Annotated in this window: 14 protein-coding genes; 7 read left to right on the top strand and 7 right to left on the bottom strand. The window is 63.4% G+C overall.

Translation table 11 applies throughout. The annotated features are described in order from the left end of the window. The first annotated feature begins 20 nt into the window (after positions 1-20). The 3 genes from D0Y96_RS05075 to ribA all read left to right on the top strand — a co-directional run bounded on the left by D0Y96_RS05075 (position 21) and on the right by ribA (position 2,137). The gene (locus D0Y96_RS05075; protein WP_158562222.1) at positions 21-590 is read left to right on the top strand and encodes a TetR/AcrR family transcriptional regulator; all 570 of its coding nucleotides are present in this window, start codon (positions 21-23) and stop codon (positions 588-590) included. A gap of 88 nt (positions 591-678) precedes the next feature. Further along, the gene (locus D0Y96_RS05070; RefSeq protein ID WP_117298271.1) at positions 679-1,365 is read left to right on the top strand and encodes an O-methyltransferase; all 687 of its coding nucleotides are present in this window, start codon (positions 679-681) and stop codon (positions 1,363-1,365) included. A gap of 112 nt (positions 1,366-1,477) precedes the next feature. After that, positions 1,478-2,137, top strand: coding sequence for a GTP cyclohydrolase II (gene ribA / locus D0Y96_RS05065; protein ID WP_117298270.1), 660 nt, complete (start codon positions 1,478-1,480; stop codon positions 2,135-2,137). Positions 2,138-2,148: 11 nt separating this feature from the next. Here the strand turns inward: ribA and D0Y96_RS05060 are convergent, their stop codons facing one another. Beyond that, the gene (locus D0Y96_RS05060; RefSeq protein WP_158562220.1) at positions 2,149-2,643 is read right to left on the bottom strand and encodes a hypothetical protein; all 495 of its coding nucleotides are present in this window, start codon (positions 2,641-2,643) and stop codon (positions 2,149-2,151) included. Positions 2,644-2,874: 231 nt separating this feature from the next. Next, the gene (locus D0Y96_RS05055; RefSeq protein ID WP_117298267.1) at positions 2,875-3,054 is read right to left on the bottom strand and encodes an Rcat domain-containing protein; all 180 of its coding nucleotides are present in this window, start codon (positions 3,052-3,054) and stop codon (positions 2,875-2,877) included. Between the two features lie 320 nt (positions 3,055-3,374). Here D0Y96_RS05055 and D0Y96_RS05050 point away from each other — a divergent pair, with 320 nt between their 5' ends. Both D0Y96_RS05050 and D0Y96_RS05045 read left to right on the top strand, forming a co-directional pair. Next, positions 3,375-5,543: a C1 family peptidase gene (locus D0Y96_RS05050; RefSeq protein WP_117298266.1), complete on the top strand. Its 2,169-nt coding sequence runs from the start codon at positions 3,375-3,377 to the stop codon at positions 5,541-5,543. Positions 5,544-5,558: 15 nt separating this feature from the next. Then, positions 5,559-5,870, top strand: a complete 312-nt coding sequence (locus D0Y96_RS05045) for a protease inhibitor I42 family protein (protein WP_117298265.1) — start codon at positions 5,559-5,561, stop codon at positions 5,868-5,870. Here D0Y96_RS05045 and D0Y96_RS05040 read toward each other — a convergent pair. From D0Y96_RS05040 to D0Y96_RS05020, 5 genes are all read right to left on the bottom strand, one after another. After that, on the bottom strand, positions 5,867-7,177 hold the full coding sequence (locus D0Y96_RS05040; RefSeq protein WP_117298264.1) for a hypothetical protein: 1,311 nt from the start codon (positions 7,175-7,177) through the stop codon (positions 5,867-5,869). The two genes, D0Y96_RS05045 and D0Y96_RS05040, sit on opposite strands and share 4 nt — an antisense overlap. A 139-nt stretch (positions 7,178-7,316) precedes the next feature. Continuing rightward, on the bottom strand, positions 7,317-8,405 hold the full coding sequence (locus D0Y96_RS05035) for a CPBP family intramembrane glutamic endopeptidase (RefSeq protein ID WP_117298263.1): 1,089 nt from the start codon (positions 8,403-8,405) through the stop codon (positions 7,317-7,319). Positions 8,406-8,463: 58 nt separating this feature from the next. Next, positions 8,464-9,315, bottom strand: a complete 852-nt coding sequence (locus D0Y96_RS05030) for an acetyl-CoA carboxylase carboxyltransferase subunit alpha (RefSeq protein ID WP_117298695.1) — start codon at positions 9,313-9,315, stop codon at positions 8,464-8,466. 201 nt (positions 9,316-9,516) lie between these two features. Continuing rightward, the gene (dnaE, locus tag D0Y96_RS05025; RefSeq protein WP_117298262.1) at positions 9,517-13,038 is read right to left on the bottom strand and encodes a DNA polymerase III subunit alpha; all 3,522 of its coding nucleotides are present in this window, start codon (positions 13,036-13,038) and stop codon (positions 9,517-9,519) included. Positions 13,039-13,185: 147 nt separating this feature from the next. After that, positions 13,186-14,037: a sugar phosphate isomerase/epimerase family protein gene (locus tag D0Y96_RS05020; RefSeq protein ID WP_117298261.1), complete on the bottom strand. Its 852-nt coding sequence runs from the start codon at positions 14,035-14,037 to the stop codon at positions 13,186-13,188. 215 nt (positions 14,038-14,252) lie between these two features. Between D0Y96_RS05020 and D0Y96_RS05015 the strand changes: the two genes are divergently transcribed. Beyond that, positions 14,253-15,104: a tryptophan 2,3-dioxygenase gene (locus D0Y96_RS05015; RefSeq protein ID WP_117298694.1), complete on the top strand. Its 852-nt coding sequence runs from the start codon at positions 14,253-14,255 to the stop codon at positions 15,102-15,104. Further along, positions 15,101-16,366, top strand: coding sequence for an aminotransferase class V-fold PLP-dependent enzyme (locus tag D0Y96_RS05010; protein ID WP_117298260.1), 1,266 nt, complete (start codon positions 15,101-15,103; stop codon positions 16,364-16,366). Before D0Y96_RS05015 ends, D0Y96_RS05010 begins: the two co-directional genes overlap by 4 nt. The last annotated feature ends 10 nt before the right edge of the window (positions 16,367-16,376 follow it).

The raw sequence follows: 16,376 nt of genomic DNA, 5'->3' as shown, positions 1-16,376 counted from the left end.
CAAGGAGACGAAACCCGGCGATGCCCCCCGGAAGCGACAAGAAGGAAGCCATTCTCGAAACCATGCTCGATCTGATCGCCGAGCGCGGCTTTCACAATGCGCCCATGTCCGTTCTGGCAAAGCGCTCCGGAGCCAGCCCCGGCGTCATCTATCACTACTTCCCCAGCAAGGACGATCTGATTCACGCGCTCTATCAGCGGGTGAAGTCCTTCAAGCTCGAGGTGGTCCTCAGCGGCTACTCCGAAAGCATGACGCTGCGCGAGGCCTACCTGCACTTCTGGCTCAACGCCTACTCCTTCTACCGCACGCACCTCCGCGAAACGCGCTTTCTCGATCAGTATCTGAGTTCGCCGTACTGCGAAGAGGTCTCCGCAGACGAAGTGGACGAGACCGATCCCGGCATCGCCCGTCTGATCCGGATCTTTCGCCCCCGCAGCAAAGGCGGCCGGCTCAGCGACCTGCCGCAGGAGGCGATCGACAGCCTCTCCTTCGGCCTCGCGGCAAATCTCGCAAAGTCTGCGAAGGAATTCTCCCCGGCCACGCTGAAGAAGATCGCCGAAGCCTCCTGGACGGCCATCGCCGGCGACTGATCCTCATCGAGCCGCAGCCGCCTTGCGCATCACCGCCCGCCTGTCGCACGATGGAAGGGCGCAATTCCATCCTCACTGAAGAGTTCCCATGGCCACCGAAGAGAAAACTCCGCTGCAGCTCTGGACCGCCGTCGACGCCTACATCTCCGAACAGCTCATCCCCGCCGATCCCGTTCTCGATGCCGCGCTTGCCGCCAGCGCCGAGGCCGGACTGCCGCAGATTGCCGTCTCCGCTCCGCAGGGCAAGCAGCTCCACCTGCTCGCGCGGCTCATGGGCGCGCGCCGCATCCTCGAGATCGGCACCCTCGGCGGCTACAGCACCATCTGGCTGGCCCGCGCCCTGCCTGAGAGCGGCCGCCTCATCACCCTCGAAGCCGACCCGAAGCATGCCGCCGTCGCCGGAGCCAATATCGCTCGTGCCGGACTGAGCGGCGTCGTCGATCTGCGCCTCGGCCGCGCCCTCGATACCCTGCCCCAGGTCGCCGCCGGCTCCTCCGAGCCCTTCGACCTGATCTTCATCGACGCCGACAAGGAGAACATCCCGCACTACTTCGACTGGTCCCTGCGGCTGGCGCGCCGCGGCACGCTCATCCTCGTCGACAACGTGATCCGCGATGGTGAGGTCACCAACCCGGCCAGCACCGATCCGCGCATTCAGGGCGTCCGCCGCTTCAACGAGCAGCTCTTCGCCGAGCCCCGCGTCACGGCCACGACTATCCAGACCGTCGGCAACAAGGGCTACGACGGCTTCACCATGGCCCTCGTCACCGGCTGAGCCCGGCGCGTTCTTCGTCCGCGTGCCTCTGCTTTGTCACTTTTTTGCCATTTGACTGCAGGCGACTGCCGCGGCGGAAGCGCCCGTTTTATCAGCGCCCTATAATGAAGGCATGCCGTTCGAATCAGTCTGCAAGGTTGCTGACGCGGATTTTCCCACGCGCTGGGGTCACTTTCGCATCCTCGGGTTTGAAGGCGTCATCGCCAATCCCGAGCCCTGCCGTGACGGCGTGCCGGTTCCGGCCCACAAGATCGAGAGCGCCGTGGCGCTGGTGATGGGCGACATTCACGCCGCGCCGCCGCTGGTGCGTATCCACTCGCAGTGCCTTACCGGAGACGTCTTCCATTCCCTGCGCTGCGACTGCCGTCTGCAGCTCGAGCTTGCGCTCGCGAAGATCACCGCCGCAGGCACCGGCATCCTGCTCTACGAGCAGCAGGAGGGCCGCGGCATCGGCCTGATGGCCAAGCTGCGGGCCTACGAGCTGCAGGACCAGGGCTACGACACCATCGAAGCCAACGAAAAGCTGGGCTACAAGGCCGACTGCCGGCAGTTCGAGCTGCCCGCCGCGATCCTGCGCGAGCTGGGCGTGCCCGCCGTGCGGCTCGTCACCAACAATCCCGAAAAGATACAGGCGCTCACCGATGCCGGCATCGCCGTGGTGGAGCGCGTCTCCGCCGAAGTACCGGCTGAGGATACCTTCGAGCGCTATCTGAAGGTCAAGCAGGAGAAGATGGGCCACCTCTTCGACGGCCTCGAAGCCGCGTCGCGCTGAGCCTTCCCGGCTCAGCCCATCGGAGGCGGTCCCGCAGGCATCGGCCGCGACCGGGTGCCCGCCCACGCCAGCCAGAGATTCCACAGGCCCGCGCCGCCCATCAGCAGCACCGCGGCCACAAAGGCCCAGTCCCAGGCGATGGTGATCATGCCGATGCCTCGCTGCATCACCTCGTCGTCCAGGTGCGAGCGCATCACCAGCAGCAGTACGCCTCCGGCCACGCCCGCAACCCCGCTGCCCAGCGGAAAGCCTTTGCGGAAGAGACTCAGCAGCAGCCCCGCGACCCCGCACGCCAGCGCGATGCTGGCAAATGGATTAGGCGCGATATGCCGCGTCTTCGCCGGCCCGAAGACGGTCACCGGCTGGTCGATGCTGGTGCCGAAGGCGAGCTGCGTTCCATTGAACTGCATGAACTTCTGCCCGGCGCACGAGACCGTAAAAAACGGCATGAGGAAGCAGAGGATCGACGCCAGAAAGCCCACCGCCGACATTTTTGAATGACCCATCGGGATCGCTCCGCGGAAGAGATTTTATGAGGACCCCAGGGCAGAAGCTGAGCACCGTCGTTCAGCCCTCAGAAGACGCACGGAGGGAGGTAATTCGGTGAAACCTAACAGGGCGGCGGCCGCAGTGTCAACCGGACCGGCGTGCCGGCTCCCCGAAAGTCCGGCTCCAGAGAAAAGGCCCGGCGCTGGCCGGGCCTTCGATCGGCGTACCCCGATCCTGATCTCCGCAGACTACAGCTTTTCGTGAAACTCGCAGGCGGAGCAGGAGATGTAAACGCCGCCCGGCGTGCCGCGCTCGCGGTCCTTGACGCGCTTCACAATGCGGGTCGGCTTCGAGCACTTCGGACAATCGGTGCTCTTGGAGGTATCCATCACTTTCTTACGGTCGGCTGTCTTGGCAATCTTGGCCATCGGAACAATAACTCCTCAAACTTCTCCGGCTCATATATGGCGGGAGGCGCAGTTGCGCTCCGGTCTTCCGGGCGATTCACCTGATCACGTCGGGAAACAGTGCAGGGGACAATGCAGAAGGGTACCGGACTCGCTCCCAGTAGTTTACATCAGATTGCAGCGGTAGATTTTCCATCAATTTTCGCCCCGGACTGAAACGTTCGCCCCGCCCGGCTCACTTTCCTGTCAGCAACAACCCGTTCTACGATGCCCGCGCGCCGCCCCTCCGCTCTCCTCCCGTGCCGGCAGCCACTGCACGGAATCACTCAGGAGAAAATCCAATGGCAAACGCTCTTACTGCCGGAGAGCTTCGCAAAGCTCTGCAGGCATCCAACGCGAAGTGGACCGTCGACGAAAGACTGAAGGACAGCGATGTCGTTAAAACCTACCCTACGGGCGGCGATCTCACCCAGGCCGTCAAAGTCACCAGCGTCGAGCGCATCGACATCACGCCGTTTATCAGCACCGTCTCCTCGAATCCCTTCCTCCGGCAGCTTCGCGTCGACCGCGGTCTGCTGCAGCTGAAGAATCTGCCCGTCGAGCTGCAGAGCCCCATCAACCTCAAGGCTCCGGTTCTCGAAAAGCCCATCCTCGGTCCTGAAGCTCTTCCTGTCGGCAAGCTGCCCGTTGAGCCGGTTAAGCCTCCGGTCCCGGAGCCTGCGCCCGCTCCCGCCGCCGGAGCCGGCGCCAGCGCCGCGGTCGACTGGCGCAACCGCTTCGGCTGGCCCTGGCTTACGAAGATCAAGGATCAGGGCCCCTGCGAATCCTGCTGGGTCTTCAGCGCCGTCGGCGTGGTCGAGGCCATGACGCGCATCGAGCACTCCATCTGGAGCCTCCGCTCTGAAGGCGACGTGCACGACGGGCTTGGAGCCAGCTGCGGCACCACTGGCTGGCCTACCACCGCCTTCAACTGGATGAAGACGAATGGCGTCGCCGATCCCGGCTCCTGGCCGTACGAGACGAGCAACGAGGCCTACAAGCCCACCTCCGACCGCGACGGACGCACGGTAAAACTTGCCGACTACGTCACCCTCAGCAATATTCAGGACCAGAAGTCGTGGATCGACAACGTCGGCCCGCTCTCGGCCTGCTTCACCGTGTATAACGACTTCTTCGGGTACGGCCCCAACTCCGGCGTCTACACCGCCAATACCTCGACCGGCGTTGCCGGAGGCCACTGCATCGTCATCGTCGGATACGACGACAGCAAACAGGCCTGGCTCATCCGCAACTCGTGGAATACCGGCTGGGGCATGGAAGGCTACGGCTGGTTCGGCTACGGACAGGCCGACATCGACAACAACGCCAAGTTCGGCGTGCCCGGCGCCAACGTCAATCCCGATCCCTGGACCAAGCGCCGCTCCCACAACGGCAGCCTTTACGAGAGTGGAGACGGCAGCCTGAACCGGAACTTCGAGCTCTGGACCCAGGCCCCCGGCAACGCCATCCGCCACTACTGGCGCGACGGCGTCTCGCTCAACTGGAGCCTCGCCGAGACCGTCGGCAACGACTGCGCCGCCAGCCCCTGCGCCCGCGGAACGACATACAACCGCAACTTCGAGTACATCTACCGCACCACAGGCAGCCAGCTCCACCATCGCTACTACGACCAGAGCGCCGGGCAGTGGGACGACGGCGGCGTCTTCGGCCCCAACGATGTCACAGGCGCTCCGGGCTTCATTCAGAGCAATTACGGCGCTCCCGGCAATTTTGAAGTGGTCTTCCGCGTCACGAGGAGCACCATCGTCGTCGATCCGAACCCGGTTGCCGCCGCAGCCGCGCATGAGGAGAAGGAGCCGAAGGCCGTCGAGATCGGCAAGCTGCCGGTGGAACCCACTCCGGTCAGCACGGCGCCGGTCAGCACCATCCCCATCAAGTCTCCCATCGTCAACCCGTTCCTGATCTCCGAGCTGCAGCATTACTGGCGGAACAACTCCGGCGGTAATGTCTGGAATGCAGGCCCGCTCTTCGGTTCCGGCATCGAAGCCAGTGGAGCATCCCTGATCCAGCGCTTCGACAACGGACTCGATGTGATCGCCGTTGACGGCTCCGGAGTCATGCAGCGTTACTGGCGCAACGATCCGGCCGGTGCGGCCTGGCAGGCCTGCGAAACCTTCGGCTCCGGCGTCAGCACGGCGCCGGTCATGATCCAGGGCATGTACAACGCCACCGATGAGACCGTCCCCGGCAACTACGAGCTGTGCGTTGCCGTCAACGGCGCCATCCAGCACTGGTACACCGCCGCGCCGAAGACCGCCACAACCACATGGGCCATGAGCGCATCCTTCGGTTCCGGCATCAAACAGGTGCTTGGACTGATTCAGTCGAGCTTCGGCTTTAACCTCGAGCTCATCGCCCTGCTGAACGATGGCTCACTGCAGCACTTCTGGCGCGATTCCTCGAATCTCGTCTGGCAGGCCGGGCCGATCGTCGGCTCGACCGTGTCGTAAATACGCAGGAGGAACATGGAAACACTCACACTCCGGAAGGGCGAGCAGCAGATGCTCGCTCTTCCCGGTCACGGATCGGCGGGTTACCAGTGGAGTATGGTCTCTGCCGATGCCGGGATCGTCTCTGTCGAAGAGATTCTCAATGACGCCAGCGAAGCAAGCGGCGCGCTTCAGGGCAGCCTCGACCAGCGCTTCCAGCTCACCGCACTGGCTCCCGGCGAAACCTGTATCCGCTTCGTGCTGATCCGGCGCTTTGCGCCCGGAGAGCCGCAGTCGACGCACGAGATCGCACTGACCGTTATAGCGGACGGTCAGAGCGCCGCTTAATTTACAGGTCTGTTGATCGCCACGTAGTTCTGCGGCGGCGCGGGGCTTCCCTGCGCCGGCGGTGGCGTCTTCAGAGAGGGCGGAGTCTTCAGCGAAGGTGGCGGATTCTGCGAAGATGCAGACGACGCGGCCGGCTGTGCCGGAGCCGAAGGCGGCTGCTGCTGCGCAGACGCGGGCACCGCTGCCGGTTTGTCGTTCGGCTGCGACTTCGGGAAGTTGACCGGACCCATCACCGGATGATTCGCGTCGTTGTCGTTCGGCAGCTTTTCGCCGCCCTGGCGCAGCGTCGGCACATTCTTCCGGGCATCCTCTTCGGCCGCCGAGGCCGGCCCCTGATCGCCGAGCTTCACCTCGCGGATATTCGGATTCGGCTGCGTGTTCCAGTAGTCGCCCATCTCATCCGCCGTGCGCACCACCACCGGCTTGCCCACGCTGGCATCTTCCACGCGAATCACGCGGTTGCCGTTGATGCGGACGAACTCCACGTCCTGGGGCGCTTCGCCGTAAATCCATACCTCGAAGGGCATCTGGCCCTCCTGCTCGCGCATTTTGCCGATGGGCTGACCCTTCGCGCTGAGCACCATATCGGTGTTCATGCCCACCAGAACGTGGTGCGCCAGGATCGCGGCGCGCAGAAACGGCGGCAGCGTATCCGTATAGGCTTCGAGCGGCGTCTTCACCGAAAAGTCGATGATCGGCTTCATCAGCTCCTCGACCTGCATCCCGGTAACCTCCGGAAGGCTGTGGTCGAAGAGCAGCGTCAGGCGCGAGCCGGTCGGCGCCTGCGGATCATCCTGCACCACCGGTGCGGTGTAGTTCGGATCGGCTCCGACCGAAATATGACGCAGGAAGCGGTGTTTGCGGTACGGCCCGCCGTTGAAGTCGAGCACGATCCGGTCGCCGCGAATCACCACATTCGTGATCGTGACCCGTCCGGCAGGCTTGACCGAGATGCCCTTCGACTGCAGCTCGGTGATGTAATCCGAGCCCGAGGGGTGCATGTCGCCGTTGGCGCGCAGCGTCAGCTCGCCGATGGGCAGCGGACGCATGGCAAAGCCCTGCTCGGCGGTAAGAAAGCGCAGCAGATCGCGCCGCGTGCGCTCCGTCATCGGCTGCGTCGGCAGCGCTACATGAGTGGGCTTGAATTCGAGGTAGTGTCCGTCGATGTGCTCCGACTGCACGACAAAGACCTGGGCATGGGCCGATGCGCCGCAGAACACAGGGATAAGAAGCGCTGTAAGCGTGATCGATGCCGCCGGAAACAGCAGCCTGGAGCGGATTGGGCCGGCTGATATGGACCTTCGCATGAGGCCCCCACAACGAACTGGTAACAGAATGGGCCTGCTGCCGCCAATTTGCAAGCATGCCGAGGGGTCTGCGCCGGTTTCTCTTTGACAGGAGCGAAAACCGCCGTGCTCTTCAGCGCGAAGTATTCGATACGGCTGGCTATGCGTCGCCGCCGGGAAGATTCTCCGGTGACTCTTCTGCCGGGCGCTCTGCCGCCGCTGCCTCGGGCGAAGAAGATACCGTATCCGAAGCAGGAGATGAGGCAAGCGGAAACGATCCGCCCGATGCCGGAAGAATCTGCACCAGCTTCGGCTCCGCAACGACTGCCGGAGAGGCCATCGCGGTTTCATGCTGCCGCCGCGCCGCCGCGTCGATATCCACCGGAATGCCTCCGGGGATGATCACCGGCTGCGCATACAGATGCTTCAGGTCGCGCGTCGCCTTCACCATCACCACCAGCAGTGCCAGCAGCACCAGAACCGCCAGCAGGCTTCCCTCCGGACCGTATCCGTCGCCGGTAAGCCAGGCCGGCCCGCGCGCGTTGGTCAGAATGACCGGCGAAAAATCGGTGATGCCGCTCATCGGCAGCCCGAAGAGCACAGCCATGCTGGCATTCCATGCAAAGTGAAAGCCCCAGCCCACCCACAGCGCCCGCGTTCTGAGATACGCGAGCGACAGCAGCCATCCCGCCAGGATCGTCACCAGCGTGCTGGCTCCCGTGGCGGCAGGATTGCGCAGATGCGCCGCGCCGAAGATCAGGCACATCACCAGAGTCGCAAGATTCGGACCGATGGCATCGATCAGCCGCTGGAAGGGATAGCCGCGGAACGCGACCTCCTCCAGCAGCGCCGCGATCGCCAGCACCAGCAGGTCCAGCAGAATCATGCGGAACTGGTGCCAGGTGGTAAAGAAGGTCACCACCAGGCCGCCGATCAGCGCCACGGGCAGCACGCAGGCCACGACGCCGCCCCATCCGATCGCGGAGCCGAGGGCAAATTCCTTCCGCCATCCGGGACGCAGCACCAGCCCCATCGCCTTCAGCGGCTCCTGCTGCCGCTGCCCGACGTAGCCCATGGCGGCAAAGCCGGCCAGCAGGAGAAACAGCAGCATGCTGCGATGCACCAGCTCAAACCAGTCGCCCGAGCTCAGTCCGTTTGCCGAGTGAAAGGCCACCTGCTGCGCCACAATGTAGTAAACGGCTGCAACCAGAAACCAGGCGAGAGAGCGCAGACGGTTCGGGAAACTCATGCGCACTCACCGGGAGGTGCCGGAACCGGACGCGGCGAGGCTGAGGAACGGCTGATCATCATCCGGCGGTATAGAACTGTGCCATATTGCGAAATTTTTCGTAGCGGCGCTTCAGCATCTCGTCGCCCTGCAGAGCCTGCAGTTCATTGAGATGCCAGTGCAGCTTCTCCGCCAGCAGCGAAGCTGCGCCAGGCCCATCCTCATGCGCGCCGTTCTCCGGCTCGGGCACGATATCGTCCACGCATTCCAGCGCCCGCACATCCTCTGCAGTCGCCTTCAGCGCCGCCGCAGCCAGTGCCCGCTTTGAGGCGTCGCGCCACATGATCGACGCGCAGGCTTCCGGCGAGATGACCGAATAGATCGCCCGCTCCAGCATCAGCACGCGGTCGGCCACGGCCAGCGCCAGCGCGCCGCCCGATCCGCCTTCGCCGGTGATGGTGGCAATGGTCGGAACCCGCAGCCGCGACATCTCCAGCAGATTGCGCGCAATCGCCTCGGCCTGTCCGCGCTCTTCCGCGCCGAGGCCGGGGTTGGCGCCCATCAGATCGATAAAGGTCAGCACCGGACGGCCGAACTTCTCCGCCAGCTTCATCGCCCGCAGCGCCTTCCGGTATCCCTCAGGATCGGGCATGCCGAATTTGCGATGCACCTTCTCTTTGGTGGTGCGGCCCTTGAGGTTGGCAATGACCATCACCTCCTGCCCATCGAAACGGGCCATGCCGCAGATCATCGCAGGATCGTCGCCAAAGGCGCGGTCGCCGTGAATCTCGCTGAAATCGGTGAAGATCCGCTCGATAAAGGCCAGTGGATCGGGCCGCTGCGGATGACGCGCCTGTTCTGTCCTGAGCCACGCGGGGGAAACCGGCTCCTGCTGCGACGGGGGATTGCTGGTGCCTGGCTGATCACTCATAAGCTTCAGCATTTGATTGTAATGGACGAGAGACAAAGAACAGGGCTCAGATCACAGGGCGCAGAGCGCAGGGAGTCGTTGTAACGAGAAACAGCCGGATAAAGCAGGAGGGTGCGCCGATCCTTCCTGCCCGGCTTTTTCAGAACAAAGATCCGCTGTTTTCAGTTTCTGTGCCCTGCGCCCTGTGATCTGTGCCCTGCTCTAATCCAGCGCCTGCACCATGCCGCGTCCCAGCAGCAGCTCCACCTTGTCGATGAACGCGCGATCGGCGGCGATGGTCGTGTCTTTCGGCTCCAGCACCACGCAGTACTCGCCGGCCCGCTCCAGGTTCAGCATCAGGCGTCCCGGCCCCGGCGTGGCCACGACCAGATCGCGCAGCTCCACCAGCGTCGTTTCGCTCACGCGCTCGAGCGGCACGCGAATACGTACATGGTTCGGCAGCCTCACCTTCACATCTTCCAGAGCCTGGATCGACGACACCGCCAGCTTCGGCGCGGCGTCTTCCTCGGCGCGAAGCTGCCCGCGCAGCAGCACCGGCACCTCGATCCTCAGACTCTCGGCCAGCCGCTCGTAATCCTTCGGAAAGCAGATCAGATCGATTCTGCCCGTCGCATCCTCCAGACCGGCCTGCGCATACAGATCGCCCGAGCGCTTCGACTTCGCCACCTTCAGCCCGACGATCACGCCGGCAATGGCGATCTCGTTCTCCGGAGCCGCCTGGCCGCGCCGTCCCGTCGAAGGCGCCGGCTTCATCTCCAGTGCCGTCGCCGTATCCACCACGCCCGGCAGATTGCGCAGCTTCTCCGCATACTTGTCCAGCGGATGCCCGGAGACGAAGAAGCCCAGCACCTCTTTCTCCGACGCCAGCCGCAGATGCTCGTCCCAGTCGGCGACCTTCGGCAGCTCATCGGCCTTCGCCGTCGTGGCAGGATGATCGTCGAAGATGCCGAAGAGCCCGTGCTGCCCCGACGCTTCGTCGCGCTGCGCCTTCTGCGCCCGCTCGATGGCCCTGTCGGTAGCCGACATGAGCTGCGCGCGGCGGCCGAACGAGTCGAGCGCCCCCGCCTTGATCAGCGACTCCAGCACGCGCTTGTTCATCAGCCGCAGATCGACCTTCTCGCAGAACTCGAAGAACGACGCGAAGCTCTTGCCCTGCTCCGCCAGCTCTTTGCGCGCCGCCAGAATCGAGTCGATCGCGTTGCGCCCGACGTTCTTGATCGCCGTCAGCCCGAAGCGGATCGCCGTGCCGTGCGGCGTAAAATCCGCATCGCTGTAGAGCACATCCGGCGGCTCGACCGGAATCTCCATCTCGCGGCATTCCTTGATGTACTTGACCACGTTCTCCGGCTTCGAGATCTCCGACGTCAACAGCGCCGACATAAACTCCACCGGATAGTGCGTCTTCAGATACGCCGTCTGATAGGCCAGCAGCGCATACGCCGCCGAGTGCGACTTGTTGAAGCCGTAACCGGCGAACTGCTCCATCAGATCGAAGATGTGAACGATCTTGTCCTTCGGAAAAGCCTTTTCAATCGCTCCCGAGACGAAGCGGTCGCGCTGCTTCGCCATCTCCGCAGGGTCTTTCTTGCCCATCGCGCGGCGCAGCAGGTCGGCTTCGCCGAGCGAGTAGCCGGCAAGCACGTTCGCGATCTGCATCACCTGCTCCTGATAGACGATGACGCCCAGCGTCTCCTTCAGAATGGTCTCGAGCGGCGGCAGCTCGTACTCCACCTTGCGGCGGCCCCACTTGCGCTCGATGAAGTCGTCGATCATGCCACCCTGGATCGGCCCGGGACGATAAAGCGCGTTGAGAGCGGTCAGGTCTTCGACGGTCGTCGGCTTGTAGCGGCGCAGCACATCGCGCATGCCGCCCGATTCGAACTGGAAGACGCCCGAGGTCAGCGCGCGGTGAAAGACCTTCTCGTACGTCACCTGATCGTCGAGCGGAATCTTCTCGAGATCGAGCTCCGTTCCCTGGTTGCGCCGGATCAGCTTCAGGCAGTCGTCGATCACCGTCAGCGTCGTCAGCCCGAGGAAGTCCATCTTCAGCAGGCCCAGCTTCTCGACCGCCTTCATGTCGTAGGCGGTGACGATTTCATCGTTCTTGCTGCGGCTCACCGGCACCAGATCGGTCAGCGGACGCGGCGCAATCACCACTCCGGCCGCATGCACGCCCGCGCCGCGCACCAGCCCTTCGAGCTTCTTCGCCGTATCGATCAGCTCGCGTGTCTGCGGATTGGTGTCGTATGCCTCCTGCAGCTGCGGCGAATCCTTCAGCGCCTCTTCGATGGTCACGCCGATCGTTGCCGGCACCATCTTCGCGATGCGGTCGACGTCGCCGTACGGCATATCGAGCGCGCGGCCCACGTCCTTGATCGCCGCCTTCGCCGCCATGGTGTTGAAGGTGATGATCTGCGCCACCTGCTCGCGGCCATACTTGCGCGTGACGTATTCGATCACCTCGCCGCGCCGGTTCATGTCGAAGTCGATATCGATATCGGGCATCGACACGCGCTCCGGATTCAGAAAGCGCTCGAAGAGCAGCACATTCTGCAGCGGATCGATATTCGTGATCTCCATCACGTAGCCGACCAGCGATCCCGCCGCCGATCCGCGCCCCGGCCCTACCGGAATGTTGTGCTCGCGCGCATAACGGATGAAGTCCCAGACGATCAGAAAGTAGCCGGGAAACTTCATCTGCTTGATGATCGCGATCTCCCGCTCCAGCCGCGCCTCGTAGTCCACAATCGGACTCCGCAGCAGACCACGGTCCTGCAGATGGCGAATCGACGTATCCAGACGCTTTCTGAAGCCTTCGCGGCACACCTGCTCGAAGTAGCTGTCGATGGTGTGGCCCGGCGGCACCGCGAATTCCGGAAAGGGATTGTCGACCTTGCTCAGCTTGAACGAGCAGCGCTCGGCAAACTGCATGGTGCGGCTCACCACCTCCGGCGCGTGCGAAAAGAGCCGGTCCATCTCCTCGGCCGTCTTCACATAAAACTGATCGGAGTCGAACTTGAAGCGCTTCGGATCGTGGATCGATCCCGCTGTCTGCACGCACAGCAGCACCTCGTGCGCGTGCGAGTCGTCTTCGCAGAGATAGTGGCTGTCGTTGGTCGCCACCAGCGGAATGTCCAGCTCTTTTTCCAGCCGGAAGAGGTCCGCGTGAATCTTCTTTTCAAGCTCCAGCCCCTGATCCTGAATCTCAAGAAAGAAGTTGCCGCGCCCGAAGATCTCCTGATACTGACCGGCCGTCGTGCGCGCCGCTTCGTACTTTCCCGCCATCAGGTTCTCGCACAGCTCGCCCGCCAGACACCCTGAAAAGCCGATCAGCCCCTTCGCATGCTCGGCCAGATACTTCTTGCTCACGCGCGGCTTGCGATAAAAGCCGTGCAGCGACGCCTCGGAGGTGATCCGCACCAGATTGCGGTATCCCTCTTCGTTCTCGGCCAGCACCAGCAGATGGTTGTAGTCGTCTCCCTGCGGATCGGCGCGATGATCGTCTTTCTTGCAGATGTAGAGCTCGCAGCCGAGGATCGGCTTGACGCCGAACTTCTTCGCCGCCTCAAAAAAATGCACCGCGCCGTAGATATTGCCGTGATCGGTGATGGCGACGGCTTTTTGTCCGATTTTGGAGACGCGCTCGGCGAGCTTCTCCACGTCGCAGGCGCCGTCCAGCAGCGAGTAATCCGTATGCAGATGAAGATGAGTAAATTCGGCCATGGGGACAGGTCAATTTTAGTCCCCGTGTAAAGACACACGGCCGCGCCGGCTGAGGCAAAGCTCTGGAAGAGCTGAGGAAAAGCGGGTACGAAATGCAGGCTGCGTCCGCAGGCCGAAGATTTTTTCTCCGGCCTGCAGCGCGAAGCGCTACGGCAGCAGAGGCCGCAGATACTGGTAGCTGGAGCGGATGCTCTCGATCGGATGACCGTAGGTGTTGTCCTGCTCCACAAAATAGTGTTCGACATGCAGCCGCTGCCCCAGCGCGAGGATCGGCTTCCAGTCGATGTTTCCCTGCCCGACCGGAGCGAAGTGCGCCGACGATGCGCTCATATCGTTCGAGGGCGGAAAGCCCGGCTTGCGGTCCTTGAGATGCAGCAGCCGCGCGCGATGGCCGAGGCGGTCGAGCAGCTTCAGAGGATCGTGCCCGGCCTGCGCCACCCAGTAGCAGTCGATCTCGAAGAAGACCAGTTCCGGATCGGTCTCATCGATCAGCACGTCGTAGCCGGTCTTGCCGCCGAACTCTTTGAACTCGTAATCGTGATTATGGAAGGCAAAGCGCTGGCCCTGCGCCTTCGCCTGTTTGCCCCACGCGTTAAACTGCTTCGCCGCGGCCTTAAAGCCCTCCGCCGAATCCCACAGCTTCCGCGTGATGATCGGACAGACGATCCACTTCAGTCCAAGCTGCTTCGCGTAATCGAACTTGTCCGACAGCCCGTCGTAGTTGAAGTGTCCGCTCGGCATCCGCAGCCCAGCGGCCTGCACCATGCCCAGAAGCTCCGCCGCAGAGCGCGAGTACAGCCCGCTGAATGCCTCGACTTCGTCATAACCGATGGCCCGAATCTGCTTCAGAACGTCCGGCAGCTGATCTGTCAGGTTGCGGACGGTATAAAGTTGGACTCCGATCGGAATGTGCGTGGCCGCCAGCGCGCGCCTGCCGCTGAATGCCATCACCGGCAACATCGCCGCCGAAGATTTGAGAAAATTTCTGCGTGTGAGCATAACCGCAACATCATACGTGATCCTGCAACCGGTTACAGGTGCTGTTGACCGCTGCCTCAAAAAAATCAGAAATTCATAACCAATAGATTGACAACCCTTTCCTCGCAGGAGCAGCCTTACATGTTTTGCTGAGGGCAGTATGCCTCCCTGACCTGGCGGATGGAGATCCACCGCCAGGCTTTTTTCTTTTCACCCGCTTTGTCATCCTGATAGCGATGAGCGAAAACCAGCGCCCCCTCGAACCCGGCATCGTCACCGACTTCTCCAGCCGCCTCAGTTATGCCGGTTATCTCTGCCTCGACGAGCTGCTCCACCAGCAGAAGCCGCTCTCCAGCCCACCCCGCCACGACGAGATGCTCTTCATCGTTCAGCATCAGGTGGCCGAGCTCTGGATCAAACAGCTCCTGCACGAGCTCTCCGCGGCCATCCGCTTCGTGCAGCGCGATCAGCTCGATCCCTGCTTCAAAATTCTGTCGCGCGTCAAGCTCATCCAGATCCAGCTCTTCGAGATGTGGGCCGTGCTCGAAACGCTGACGCCCTCGGAGTACATGGAATTCCGCGGCGTCCTCGGCCACGCCTCCGGCTTTCAGTCGTATCAGTACCGCCGCCTCGAATTCCTTCTCGGCAACAAGAACCGCGACGCCCTTCGCGTCTTCGAGCACGACGCGGCGATCCACTCTGAGCTGACGCAGACGCTTGAAGCGCCGTCGCTCTACGATGAATTCCTGCGCCATCTCGCCCGCCGCGGCCTCGCCGTGCCCGCAGAGTGCATCGAACGCGACTGGAGCCTGCCGCACCAGCGCAGCTCTGCTCTCGTCGAAGTCTTTCGCACGATCTACGAAGCTCCGCGTGAGCACTGGGACGCCTATGAGATGTGCGAAAAACTCGTCGATGTCGAGGAGCACTTCCAGCTCTGGCGCTTCCGCCACATGAAGACCGTCGAGCGCATCATCGGCTTTCGCCGCGGCACCGGCGGCTCATCGGGAGTGGGCTTCCTTCGCCAGGCGCTGGAGCTGACCTTCTTCCCCGAGCTGCTCGACGTGCGCACAGGGCTGCAGCAGAAATGACCGCGACCCTTCGCACTGCCATCCATCCACGCATCGCGCAGGCCGTCGCCGCGCTCGGCCAGGGCGCGCTCACAGAAGCCGCCGTCGCCCGGCACATCGCTCCGCTCTTCTCTCGCGTTCTCGCGAACGATCGCATCTACCTCGCCAATCACTCGCTCGGCCGCCCGCTCGATCTCATGGCCGACGATCTCGCAGAGGCCACGCGCCTCTGGTACGAACAGCTCGGCAGCGCCTGGGACGCCTGGCTCGACGAGCGCGAGGCCTTTCGCGCCCGCATCGCACAGCTCATCGGGGCGCCCCGCGCCGACTGCATCGTGCCGAAGACCGCTGCCGGACAGGGCCTGCGCGCCGTGCTGAACATGCTGCCCGGCCGGCCGCGCGTGCTCACCACATGCGGAGAGTTCGACTCCGTCGACGTGATCCTCAAACAGTACGCCGCGCTCGGACGCATCACACTGCGCTCGGTTGAGCCCGATGCTGATGGAGACTTTCGCATCGAGGATCTGATCGATGCGGTGCGGCAGGGCATCGCGCTGCGGGAAGGCATCGATCTTGTCGTTGTCTCGCAGGTCATGTTCATGACCGGACAGCTTCTTTCGCCGCTCGACCGCCTCGCCGCAGCCTGCCACGCGCACGGCGCTCGCCTGCTCGTCGACGCTTATCACGCCATCGGCGTCGTTCCCGTCGACACGGCCGCCATGCAGACCGACTTTCTGATCGGTGGCAGTTACAAATATCTGCGCGGCGGCCCCGGAACCTGCTTTCTCTACATTTCTCCGCAGATGCTCGAAAGCGGTCTGCGCCCGCTCGACACCGGCTGGTTCGCCAATGAAGAGTCCTTCGCCTGGCAGCGGCCTGACCCTCCCATCCTGCGCCCCGGTGGAGACGCCTTTCTCGAAGGCACGCCACCCGTTCTTACCTGGTACCAGGCGCGCAGCGGCCAGCAGTTCACGCTCGCCGTCAGCGTGGAGCGGCTGCGTCAGTGGTCGCTCGATCAGCTTCGTCGCCTGCGCCAGTACCTTGAACAGGCCGGCATCACGCAGGCTGGCGTCACGGCGATCAAAGGAGGCGACAGCGGCCACGGCGCATTTCTCGCTCTGCGCCATCCGCAGGCCGCACAGCTCTCCGCCAGGCTCTCCGAACAGGGCGTGATCGCCGACGCGCGCGGCGCATGGCTGCGCCTCTGCCCCGACTGCCTCACCCGCGACGAGGAGCTGCGCTATGCCGCGGCGGCACTCGGCACGATTTTGCGTAGCTTCTGAGAGGTTTCGC

The organism is Paracidobacterium acidisoli (assembly GCF_003428625.2).
Taxonomy (GTDB): Bacteria; Acidobacteriota; Terriglobia; order Terriglobales; family Acidobacteriaceae; genus Paracidobacterium; species Paracidobacterium acidisoli.
This window is presented reverse-complemented; position numbering and strand designations above follow the sequence as displayed.